General features: G+C 54.4%; 14 protein-coding genes. 6 read left to right on the forward strand and 8 right to left on the reverse strand.

The genetic code is table 11. From position 1 onward, the window contains the following. The 4 genes from PMI41_RS17740 to PMI41_RS17755 all read right to left on the reverse strand — a co-directional run. Positions 1-351 (reverse strand): cytochrome c (locus PMI41_RS17740; protein WP_008127143.1); only part of this gene is annotated, 351 nt, incomplete at its 3' end. 115 nt (positions 352-466) lie between these two features. After that, on the reverse strand, positions 467-1,444 hold the full coding sequence (locus PMI41_RS17745; RefSeq protein ID WP_008127144.1) for an ATP-grasp domain-containing protein: 978 nt from the start codon (positions 1,442-1,444) through the stop codon (positions 467-469). 49 nt (positions 1,445-1,493) lie between these two features. Beyond that, entirely contained in the window at positions 1,494-2,216 is a 723-nt protein-coding gene (locus PMI41_RS17750; protein WP_008127145.1) for a DNA helicase, read from the reverse strand. 259 nt (positions 2,217-2,475) lie between these two features. Then, the gene (locus PMI41_RS17755) at positions 2,476-2,868 is read right to left on the reverse strand and encodes a hypothetical protein (protein WP_008127146.1); all 393 of its coding nucleotides are present in this window, start codon (positions 2,866-2,868) and stop codon (positions 2,476-2,478) included. Between the two features lie 172 nt (positions 2,869-3,040). Between PMI41_RS17755 and PMI41_RS17760 the strand changes: the two genes are divergently transcribed. Together PMI41_RS17760 and PMI41_RS17765 are read left to right on the forward strand one after the other, a co-directional pair. Further along, positions 3,041-3,733, forward strand: coding sequence for a YafY family protein (locus PMI41_RS17760; protein WP_008127148.1), 693 nt, complete (start codon positions 3,041-3,043; stop codon positions 3,731-3,733). A gap of 67 nt (positions 3,734-3,800) precedes the next feature. Further along, positions 3,801-4,190 (forward strand): VOC family protein, encoded by a 390-nt coding sequence (locus tag PMI41_RS17765; RefSeq protein ID WP_008127150.1) that lies wholly within the window; start codon positions 3,801-3,803, stop codon positions 4,188-4,190. Between the two features lie 51 nt (positions 4,191-4,241). Here PMI41_RS17765 and PMI41_RS17770 read toward each other — a convergent pair whose 3' ends face one another. Next, complete coding sequence (locus PMI41_RS17770) at positions 4,242-5,513, reverse strand: MFS transporter (protein ID WP_008127152.1); 1,272 nt, start codon at positions 5,511-5,513, stop codon at positions 4,242-4,244. A gap of 110 nt (positions 5,514-5,623) precedes the next feature. Here PMI41_RS17770 and PMI41_RS17775 point away from each other — a divergent pair, with 110 nt between their 5' ends. Then, positions 5,624-6,067: a helix-turn-helix domain-containing protein gene (locus PMI41_RS17775; protein ID WP_008127153.1), complete on the forward strand. Its 444-nt coding sequence runs from the start codon at positions 5,624-5,626 to the stop codon at positions 6,065-6,067. A 45-nt stretch (positions 6,068-6,112) separates the two neighbouring features. Next, positions 6,113-7,189: a CaiB/BaiF CoA-transferase family protein gene (locus tag PMI41_RS17780; protein WP_008127155.1), complete on the forward strand. Its 1,077-nt coding sequence runs from the start codon at positions 6,113-6,115 to the stop codon at positions 7,187-7,189. 9 nt (positions 7,190-7,198) lie between these two features. Here PMI41_RS17780 and PMI41_RS17785 read toward each other — a convergent pair whose 3' ends face one another. Further along, a complete protein-coding gene (locus PMI41_RS17785) occupies positions 7,199-7,555 on the reverse strand; it encodes a hypothetical protein (protein WP_008127157.1) in 357 nt (118 codons plus the stop codon). A gap of 134 nt (positions 7,556-7,689) precedes the next feature. Here PMI41_RS17785 and PMI41_RS17790 point away from each other — a divergent pair, with 134 nt between their 5' ends. Beyond that, a complete protein-coding gene (locus PMI41_RS17790) occupies positions 7,690-8,334 on the forward strand; it encodes a response regulator (protein ID WP_008127159.1) in 645 nt (214 codons plus the stop codon). Positions 8,335-8,384: 50 nt separating this feature from the next. On the opposite strand, the gene PMI41_RS17795 is transcribed toward PMI41_RS17790, so the two are convergent. Then, entirely contained in the window at positions 8,385-8,984 is a 600-nt protein-coding gene (locus PMI41_RS17795; RefSeq protein WP_008127160.1) for a superoxide dismutase, read from the reverse strand. Between the two features lie 154 nt (positions 8,985-9,138). Beyond that, complete coding sequence (locus tag PMI41_RS17800) at positions 9,139-10,017, reverse strand: branched-chain amino acid aminotransferase (RefSeq protein WP_008127162.1); 879 nt, start codon at positions 10,015-10,017, stop codon at positions 9,139-9,141. A gap of 322 nt (positions 10,018-10,339) precedes the next feature. Here PMI41_RS17800 and PMI41_RS17805 point away from each other — a divergent pair, with 322 nt between their 5' ends. Next, positions 10,340-11,050: a L,D-transpeptidase gene (locus PMI41_RS17805; RefSeq protein WP_040855755.1), complete on the forward strand. Its 711-nt coding sequence runs from the start codon at positions 10,340-10,342 to the stop codon at positions 11,048-11,050. The last annotated feature ends 250 nt before the right edge of the window (positions 11,051-11,300 follow it).

The raw sequence follows: 11,300 nt of genomic DNA on the forward strand, positions 1-11,300 counted from the left end.
GGCTACGGCAGCCGCCGTATCGGCCTTATATTTGTCGACTGCCGCCACAAAGGCTGCATTGTCTTCCCAGATTTTCGGCGAAGCCGTCGTATCGCCCGTATCGCTACCCGCCGGGAACAAAGTTGCCGGGTCGAGCTTCTGCGCATCGTCGTTCAGCTTTTTCAGGGCAGTCATCACCGTAGCGGCATCGAACGGCTTTTCACCTTTGGCAATGGGAGCAATGCTTCCTATCGCTTTGCCCTGATCTTTCATCAGTGCCTGCCTGTCGGCAATAACGTCGGCGTTGGCTGTAGCGGCAAACACTGCAAGAGCCAGAAATGGCGCGGCAGAAAAAGCAATCAGTCTCTTCATTGGTTAAAGTCCTACTCTTGTGGCTAACAACTTGGCTTCAAGGGCTTGGAATCACTCTAATCAAAAGATTTCGAATTGCACGGGCGCAACGCCATCACATTTTCGTTTGCCGCAACTAGCGCGATGACGATAGTTCGATCTGGCCTTGCAGGAACTCGCCAAAGCCCAGCCCGTGCGCTGCCAGTGCCTTGGGAAAGAGCGATGAATTCGTCAAACCCGGCAATGTGTTGATCTCGAGGAATATCGGGCCATCGGCAGTGATGATGAAGTCGCTGCGTGAATAACCACGGGCACCGACAGCGGAGTGCGCCTTCAAAGCCATTGTTTGCAGCGATGTATTTACATGCTCGTCAAAGCTCGAAGGGCATAGCTCGTTCGTTTTGGGTGACAGATATTTGGCTGCATAGTCGAACACGCCGTCCGCTGGCCGGATTTCGACAGGCGGCAGAGCTATCAACCTGCCCTCATGTTCAAGAACACCGCAGGTCGCCTCGACACCCGCGATAAACGGCTCGATTAGATAGGCTTCCTTCTGCGCTGCATCCTCAAGCTCTGCAAGTTCTTCCTGCTTGTCCACGAAGAAGAGACCATAGCTAGACCCATCAGCGATTGGCTTTGCGACGAGCTTGCCATAGGTGGCAAGGCTGCTGGCTGCATCGTCGAGCGCCAATGTCGGCGGGGTCGCGACACCGACTTCAGCAACTGTCTCCTTGGTTGCAAGCTTGTCGAATGCCAGCCTGCTTGCCTTCGCACCCGAGCCGGTAAACCGTGCACCATGCTTCTCACACAAAGCGGCAAGCTCGCCATTTTCGGCCATGCCGCCATGCATGCCAAGAACAAGCACGCGCTGTTCGCGGGCAGCGCGCTCAATCGCTGATTCGATCGGACCAACAGGCTCGCCTGACACTGGCAATTCGGTTTCAAATGGACGTGAATGCTCCATGAGGACGGCTCTATCGCAGGTGCGAATAACCCCGTCACTGCCCCAGAACCAAAGTTCAGCTTCCGGCAGCGCTCTGGCTATGGCCTGCGTACTTGCGACCGAAACGAGACGTTCGCGGTTTTGGCCGCCAAACAGAATAGTGTTGCGCATTTAGTGAAAATTCCCCGATCTTTGATGTCACTGAATCTCACCACCACTCTTATTGCTTGACGGCTTTTTCAAGGAAACGCACTTCGCCATTGTTCAGAAAACAGGATTTGTTGAACAGCGATAAGTCCACGGGATTTGGCAGGCGGACATCCGACATATCAGGAACGGATTTTGCCGACGGATCATATAGCCGATCAATCTGGGACAGGGTTATGATGATTAAACCCCTGTCCTTTGCAAAAGATTTCAACGTCTGAAGCTGAGACTTCAGATCCGGCTTTTCACGCTTCTGATCCAGTATCTGCATATAGTCGATAACAACCAGAGTTCCCGGCATAGCTGACGGGAGCTTACCGACGATATAGTCTGCGCTGATAGCATCTGAAGTATCGAAATCGAACAATCCGGCGAATTTTTCCAAGTCGGCCCCAATGACATGGAAACAATCCAGAATGTCCTGGCGGTTATATTCCAGGGTGAAGAACACCGCCCGCCTGCCCGCTTTCATGGCTTCAACAGCAAGCTCAAGGCTGAGCAGCGTTTTGCCATGGCCGGGACGTGCACCTATCAGAACAAGATCACCCGCTCTCAGCTGCTCGAATAGTTTTCGTGAGTGGGGCGTTCCGGAATTCTTGGCGGCAAGCAGGCTCCAGCTGGTAAAACCTTCCTGCAGGGCAACGCGATCAAGCGAGACGTGCAGCGGAATTTTCTCCTGCCGCGAGAAGATTTTGGCCTTACGCTTCAGATGATAAATGGGAGCGGACAGTTTCATTGCAGGTAAACCTCCTATTACGGGCGTATCGCTGCAATCCCTCCTTATGCATCATGCCCGAACAGATGGTTCAACAACCTTAGAGCCCCGCATGAATTATACTTTCCCGATGGAGGGAGGAGGCGCGGGCCAAGCCAGAATCAAATCATAACCCAGCTTGGCAGATTCCCGCAACGCGCATTTCCCGAAATAAAAAGCCCCTTCATCACGCGATGGAGGGGCTTTGAGTATTTCCAACCCGATGATTCGGCCGGTGCTATTAAAGGTCGAAGATGATCTGTGGATTGCCCGTACGGTAGTAGCGTGGACGGTGATGACGCGGGCGATCCCAACGGCGGTCCCAGCTGCGGTAATATGGGCGGTCATATCGGCGATAGTGCGGACGGTCCCAACGGCGATCATAGCGGCGATAATGACGGCGCTCCCAGCGATCACGTCGATCCCAACGGTCACGACGGTCCCAGCGGCGCTCGTAACGATCCCGGCGATGCCAACGGCGGTGGTCTACCTTCTGCACTAGCGTATCGGCGGCGGCTCCTGCCGTCTCGACCGGCCTTTGCACGGTTGCAGGCGCAGCACTTGCCGCTCCTCCGGTTCCCAGAGTACCAACCGATATCAAAACAGCACAAATTGCTGAAATCAGCTTTCTCATTGTTCCTCCAGTGAATGCCCCCTCTACATGAAGGCGTTCAGCGTGTTAAAGTCCCTAAGACATTAGACTTAAGTCTAATGCTCTGAACCACAGATGAACAATCAATATGGCAAGCCGAAGGCATGACGTTTTTCCTTGAAAACGGAAACTCCGGCTGAGTTTGAGGACCACAGTGTCACGATCCGAAAGACTGCTCGATCTTATCCAGATCATGCGCCGCCACCGTCGACCCGTCAGTGGAAAGAAGCTGGCCGAAGAGACCGGTATCAGCATCCGTACCCTCTATCGCGACATAGCGACATTGCAGGCACAGGGTGCCCATATTGAAGGTGAACCGGGGCTGGGTTACCTGTTGAAGCCAGGCTTTGTTCTCCCACCACTTATGTTTTCGCAAGATGAACTTGAGGCTATCGTGCTCGGCTCACGTTGGGTGACCAACCAGTCCGACGCGCGCCTTTCGACCGCCGCCCGCGATGCATTGGCAAAAATTGCAGCCGTTCTTCCTGAAAATCTGCGCAACGATCTGGATGCATCGACATTGCTGGTTGCTCCAGCCCATCCGGGACATCCTGACACCATTGATCTGGCCATTATCCGCAAGGCAATACGTTCGGAGCTCAAGCTGGGCATCATGTATGGGGATGTGGATGGCGCGGCCTCGACACGCATTATATGGCCGTTTGCGCTCGGCTTTTTTGACAGGGTGCGGGTCATCGTCGCTTGGTGTGAGCTGCGTCAGGATTTCCGGCATTTTCGCGCTGATCGCATATCTGCCGTGCAGGTCACGGAAAGCCGCTATCCGCGCCGTCGGCAGGTGCTCTTGAAAGAATGGCGCAGCAGCCAGAACATCGCAGAGCCCCTGTGATCGCTACTGCCGGAAACTGACAGCATGCGGGTTTAGAGCTTTCTCCACATCAACTGGAGAAAACCAAATGCTTAATTCCTCATTCGTTTTGTTTTATGTGCAGGATGCCGCTGCAAGCTTGAAATTCTATTCGCAACTGCTTGACCGCGAGCCGGTGGAAAATTCACCCAACTTTGCCATGTTCGCTTTTGACTCCGGCCTGAAACTCGCCATCTGGTCCCGGGATGCCGCAAAACCGGCCCCTGTTGCAGAAGCTGGCAGCTGCGAACTACTTTTCATGGCCGAAAATGCCCAAGCGCTTGATGCGATGCACGACGATTGGCTCCACCGTGGTCTGCGCATTGCGCAAGAGCCGGTGACTTTGGATTTCGGTTACACATTCGTCGCGCTCGACCGGGATGGACACCGTCTTCGCGTTCTTGCACCGGGTTCTGAAACAAGCCACGAACACGCATAACGGCTGAAACGCTGGCTTACTCCCTGCCGGTCACGGCAGGGAGTAAGCATTTCAGGACTGATGAATTGCTGGTGCGGGTGTCAAATGCTTCGTCGCCGCCCAGAATGCCAATGTTGCCATGCTGATCGCAAAGCCTGCGAAACAGACCCCGGTCCAACCCGCATGGGCGTAAATGATCGTTGAACTCAATGAACCACAAGCACTGCCGATGGAATAGAAAATCATATAACCCGCAGTCAGGCGGCTTTGCGCTTCGGGGCGTACGCGGTAGATCATGCTTTGATTGGTGACATGCACAGCCTGCAGGCCAAAATCGATGGCAACGACGCCGATCACCAGCAACCAGAGCGATGATTGCATAAAGGCAATCGGTATCCATGCGAGCAGCATTACCGTGAGCGCTATACCGGTCATACGCTGTGCGTAACCCCGGTCAGCGAGGCCGCCAGCACGTGATGCTCCAAGTGCCCCGGCTACACCGGCAAGTCCAAACAGGCCGATCTGAGTGTGGGAGAGGTTGAATGGAGCGACGCTCAAAGGCAGGACGAGCGGTGTCAGCAGCATGGTGATATTGGCGAAGATCAGCATCGTAATCAGCGCGCGAATAAGCAACACCGGCACTTCAGCAAACAGTCTGAAAACTGAACCGATGAGCTGAGGATAGCTGATATTGCTCAGGCGCTTTTCATGCTTTGGCAAATACCGGAAAAGGAGCGCGGCGATAATCAATGTCAGCACTGCCGAAACCGCATAGACCGAGCGCCAGCCCGCAACATCAGAAAGCGCGCCGGCCACAGAGCGCGCCAGCAATATGCCGATAACGATGCCGCTGGTAACAATACCAACGATCTGCCCGCGCTCATGTGGCTTTGCCAGGCTGGCTGCATAGGCGACCAGCGTTTGTGTAACCACAGCAAGCAGTCCGATGGACGCCATCGCAATCAGTAATGCCCAAGCGCTTGGCGCGAAATAGACTGCCAGAAGGGCAACTGACGACAGGACAGACTGCCCGGCAATCAACATGCGCCGGTCGAGCAAATCGCCCAATGGAACCAGCAGCAGCAGCCCCAGACCGTATCCCACCTGCGATATCGCAATGATGATACCGATTGTTGCATGGTCCATACCGAAAGAATTGGCCATCGCGTCAAGCAATGGTGGCGCAAAATAAACATTGGCTACCGCCAGCCCACTGGCAATGGCGAACAGCAATGCCAAAGGCCGCGACAGGCCGGATGCCCGTGATGTGCCAACTGCAACAGCCGCGTCCACTGCTCCAGCCCGGCCATCGGCAGTCAGTGCTTTTCTCTGTTCAAACGCCATAATGCTCTCCGCCATGGTTGCAAATTAAAACCACTTGCTGATTATGTCGTTTGGTTTTATGTTGCAACCAAAATTTTAACGGCTTCGATGAAAGCCGGATGGGGAAATGCATGGTCAAGCGTACCAGTCACGAATTTTCGGCCTGCCCCGTGGCGAGGCCACTAGATGCCATAGGGGATTGGTGGTCGCTTCTCATCATTCGTGATGCTTTTGAAGGGGTGACGCGTTTCGGCGAATTTCAGAAAAGTCTGGGTCTCGCCAAGAACATTCTGTCTGCACGACTGCGTAATCTGGTTGCCCATGACATTCTCGAACTCAAGCCTTGTGCCGACAACAGCAACTACAATCAGTACGTACTGACAGAAAAGGGCCGCGGCCTCTTCCCGCTGCTTGTTGCTTTGCGGCAATGGGGCGAGGATTATTTCTGCACCGAGGGCGAAGAACATGTTGTTCTCGTCGATCGTGAAAAAGGTGAGCCTGTGCGCCGCCTTGAGTTGCGGGCACAGGATGGGCGGCTTCTTGGCCCGGACGATACGCTGGTCTCCGGGCATTAAAATGCCAACCCGACCCTCGAATAACAGCATTCAAAGGCAGGCATCATGCAAGAGCAGCCACCAAGGCAAGGCCCGCTTACCGGCATAAGGGTGCTGGAGTTTATCGGCCTTGGCCCTGCCCCGCATTGCGCCATGTTACTTGCCGATCTGGGTGCCGATGTCGTCAGGATCGAGCGATCCGGTGGCAATGGCTGGCCCAATCCCGTTCAGGATCGCGGGCGGCGTATTCTCGAACTGGACATCCGCTCCGATGAGGGGCGCAAACGCTGCCTCGAACTTGCGGCGAAAGCCGATGTTCTTATCGAAGGCTATCGGCCAGGTACCATGGAGCGGCTTGGTCTCGGGCCCGATGCATTGCAGTCGCTCAACCCCGGTTTGATCTATGGCCGCATCACGGGCTGGGGACAGACAGGCCCACTCGCTCAATCTGCAGGTCACGACATCAACTATATCGCCCTTGCCGGTGCGCTTGCTTCGATGGGTACCAGCGGCGCTCCCCCGCCCCCGCTCAATCTTGTTGGTGATTATGGTGGCGGTTCCATGCTTCTGGCTTTCGGTGTTCTGGCTGCCCTGATCGAGCGGCAAAATTCCGGCAAGGGACAAATCATCGACGCCGCGATTGTGGATGGCGTTTCTTCGCTCATGAGCCTTTTCACCGGGCTCGCCGCTTCAGGCAGTGTCTCCATGGATCGCGACCGCAACCTTATTGGCGGTGCGGCACCTTATTATCGCAGCTATGCCTGCTCCGATGGCCGTTACATCGCCATTGGTGCACTTGAGCCAAAGTTTTTCGCCGAACTATTGGATAAGCTCAACATGGATTCTGGATGGATGGCGCTGCAAAACATCCCGGCAAAGTGGCCTGAGCTCGAAGCAGAGTTTACGCGGGTCTTTGCTGCACGAACGCAGCCAGAGTGGTGCAATATTCTGGAAGGTACAGATGCCTGCTTTGCACCGGTACTTGCGTTGAGCGATGTATCGCAGCACCCGCATATACGAGCCCGCGAGACTTACGTTCAGATGGACGGGCAGGCCCAATCTGCGCCCGTGCCAAAGTTTTCAAGAACACCGGGAGCTGCCAGACCATCAGTGACACTGAAATCGGATGACGAAATCTGGTAGCAAACTTTCTCAGGCGCAGCTGCTGCCGTTTGCGTCCCCGGCATGCTTTTCCATCTCTGCCGCGTTTTCGGCTTCGTCTTGCAACAGCAGGTTTCGCAGATAGACAGCCTTGTTTGCCGCCTGTTGAACCGTATTCACTTTGCAGACAAGAAGTTCATTGCGGGCATATCCTTCCGCCTGCGTCGCCTGATCAAGGCATCTTACAACCAGATCGCAATTAACCGGGCTCGCTTTATAGTGATGATGAATTGCTTTTAACCGCGCAATTGTCTCGCGGGCGCTGCTGTGACGATCAATCAGACGTGCAAGCTCCAGCGTGACGGCATCCACCTGCTCGGCATTATCGTTCTTCGTATTGTTATCCATCCCCACCATGGCCTCATATGGTATGATCCCGCGATGGAAACCGATAATAGGGATCACAATCTGCTGAAAGTGACAGCGCTGTCCCTATCCGCTATAATTACACTTATTGGTGTAGCAGATTTAAGAATCATTCGATGGCGAGCGCGATATCGTTCCGGAATATTCTGGTCATCGAAGACCAGCATCTGATGCGGCTCGCGCTTGTTCAGGAAGTGCAGAGTGCAATTCCCAATTCCATTGTCCATGCTGCGCCAAGTCTTGAAACCGCGTTGGACCTGATCGGAACAATTACCTTTGAACTGATTCTCGTTGATCCGGGATTACCGGGTTTTGAGCCGGGATCAACCAATGATCGCCGGCATGTGATCAGCACACTTCTGGAGCGCTGCCCGCAAGCAATACATATTGTGGTAACCGGGACAGACACCAGGAAAGAGTGGGATGAATTCCGCAAACTTGGCGTCTCCGGCTATATCGCCAAGAACAATCTGAGACCCCGGTCCATGAATGCAATTCTCGATGAGATTGCCGAGCATGGCTCAAGCGCCGGACTTGTTCATGAAAGCGGCAGCAAACCGGAAATCTATCACGGTTCGCTTTCTGCACGGGAGCAGGAAGTCCTTGCATGGATGCGGCAGACATCTGCCGGTATCAGCCGTAAACAGGTTTATGAGCAACTGGCCGAGCAGATGAATATCGACCCCGCCTCCGCCGAGCGTTACTACAAACGCGCCAAGGCAAAACTCCTGAAATATGGACCACTGCCCGGCGTGATCTGACATAAAAACGGCCCCGCAAAGCGGAGCCGTCAAAACCAGCTTGAAAAAGCTTACTTGGCTTTTTCGTAAAGCTCGGCAACATAATCCCAGTTGATCAGGCTATCAACAAACGCTTCCAGATATTTCGGGCGGGCGTTACGATAATCGATGTAATAGGAATGCTCCCAGACATCGACGCCGAGGATCGGCGTTGCGCCATGAACAAGCGGATTTTCGCCATTTGGTGTCTTGGAAATTTCCAGCTTGCCGTCCTTGACGGAAACCCATGCCCAGCCGGAGCCGAACTGTGTTGTGCCTGCTGCAATGAAATCCGTGCGGAACTTGTCATAACCGCCAAGATCGGATTCAAAAGCTTTCTCCAGCGCACCGGGAAGCTTCTTGCCGCCGCCGTCTTTTTTCAGCCAGTTCCAGAAATGCAGATGGTTGTAGTGCTGACCGGCATTGTTGAACAGGCCGGCATTCTTTCCATAGGATTGCTTGACGATTTCCTCAAGTGAGAGGCCATCAAGGCCAGCTTCGGCAGCCAGTTTGTTGCCGTTGTCGACATAAGCTTTGTGGTGCTTGTCGTGGTGATATTCGAGCGTCTCACGCGACATGAAAGGTGCGAGCGCGTCGTAATCATACGGCAGTGCGGGCAATTCGAAAGCCATGGAAGTCTCCTCTTCGATCTATATCTGTGACGGGATATGCTGCCCGTTCGGGTGATGGCCTATCCTGACAAAACCTGCCTTGGTTACATAGGTCCGTATTTGTCCGGGAGCAATGCGAAACGGATCAATATTTCGGCTTGGCTGCATTATAGGGTCAAATTTTCGGCCCTGAATGGGCGAACTCCCAATAAAGCTCCCTCGCCTTGCGGGCAATGGGACCGACTTGCAACTCACGGTCCTCAATTTTGATAACGGGCACAACCTTCGAATGGTTCCCCGTCGAGAAAATCTCGTCCGCCTCAAGGAAGTCCTGAACCGTCAGCGTCGTCTGCGTCGTGCGGAATCCGTAATCGGCCAGAACATCAATAATCCGCGAGCGCGTAATACCCGAAAGGAAGGTGCCATTTGGCGCAGGCGTGAATATATGCCCGTCCTTGACCATGAAGATATTTGAGCTTGCTGTTTCCGCCACATTGCCCAGCATGTCGAGAACCAACGCATTGTCAAAGCCGCGCGAGCGCGCTTCCAGAATGGCGCGACCATTGTTCGGGTAAAGGCAACCGGCCTTGGCATTTGTCGGCATGGTTTCAAATGTCGGGCGGCGAAATGGCGAAACACTCAGCGAAAAACCGCTTGGCTCCAGCATGGGCGCTTCATAAATGCTCAGGCAAAAGCGCGTGGATTCCGGATCGGCCGGAACACCCATATAACCGCCATGCTCACCCCAATACATGGGGCGGATGTACACAGCCGTATTGCCATCGAACTTTTTCAGGCCCTCATGGGTGAGACCGACGATTTCATCGGCGCCCATGGTCGGTTTCAGGCCCATGGCAATGGCGGAGGTGTTGACGCGGGCGCAGTGCAGGTCAAGATCCGGTGCAACGCCTTCAAACCAGCGCGCGCCATCGAACACGGTTGAAGCCAGCCACATGGCATGGGTGCGCGGGCCGATGAGTGGCACATTGCCCTCATACCAATCCCCGTCGACATAGGTCCAGGTGGTGGTTTGCGCTGCTGGGTTGACTGCCATGATGCTGATTCCGTTCAAATTGATTATGTCGGCGCATCGAAAAGCCATTTGCCGTCAAGGTCAATGGTGGAGAAATTAATTGAACTGGCAGTTTGCATTGGCATCTCGAGTCACCTCCCATCCTCACGAAGTGTTTATCATCAGTTGATTCAACAAACCGGCTGACGAACGTGGTTTCTGTTGCCCACGCGCAACAGTTGTGTCCTTGCCTTGTTTACGCCCTATTGCTAACGGCTCATCGCCATATTCTTTGTGCGTTTAGAGTACGTTACATCAAGAGTGACCGCCTGCCGAACTTTCCCGCCACCAACCTGGTTTAATGATGCAAAACACACTTACCCGTCGCGGCTTTCTAACCGCAATGACTGCAACCGCAGCAGCCGGTCTTGCAGGATGTGCACAGATACGCGGTGACATGCCTGTCATCAAGGTTGATGATTATGGCAATCCGCTGCGTCCCGGAACTGACGTTGATCCGGCTCTGGGCTCCTATGAAGCCATGTATTCCGCCCGCGAAGATGGTGGCTTCCAGCTTCCTGCGATTCCAGTAAAGAAAATGGACCCGCGCTATCTTCGCCAGATCGTGCGTGACCCCACCGGCGAACAACCCGGCACCATTGTTGTCGATACGAATACCAAGTTCCTCTACCTCGTTCGTGAAAATGGCGAAGCACTGCGTTATGGTGTCGGCCTTGGCCGCGAAGGCTTCGCCTGGTCGGGACGTGCTATTGTTCAATGGAAGCGCCACTGGCCAAAATGGACTCCACCGGATGAGATGATTGGCCGCCAGCCTGAACTGGCACAATATAGCGCTGCCAATGGCGGCATGGCTCCCGGCCTCAACAATCCGCTCGGCGCGCGTGCTTTGTATATTTTCCAGAATGGCGTTGACACGCTTTATCGCCTGCATGGTTCCCCCGAATGGTGGACCATCGGTAAGGCCGTTTCGTCTGGCTGCGTCCGCTTTATCAATCAGGACATTATCGATCTGTATGATCGCGTCCCCAATAAGACGCCAATCCTCGTTATCTGATCTCGTCTTGTGTTCAGAAAGAAGGCCGGTGGAGCAATCCATCGGCCTTCTTTGCATCGAACACAGCTAAAAAGACAGGCCCCGAGGGGCCTGCAAGTTTCCGCAGAGGGGAAACATTTCTGCGGTTGGGACTGATGGCTTGTCAAAACCTGACGCTGAGGTCGGCCTTGATGGTGTTGTCATGGTTCTGCGATGAGAACTGCCCGGTATAGCTGAGGCCGAGCGTGGCTGACTTGCTGATGCCGAGGTC

It is taken from the genome of Phyllobacterium sp. YR531 (genome assembly GCF_000282595.1).
Lineage (GTDB): Bacteria > Pseudomonadota > Alphaproteobacteria > Rhizobiales > Rhizobiaceae > Phyllobacterium.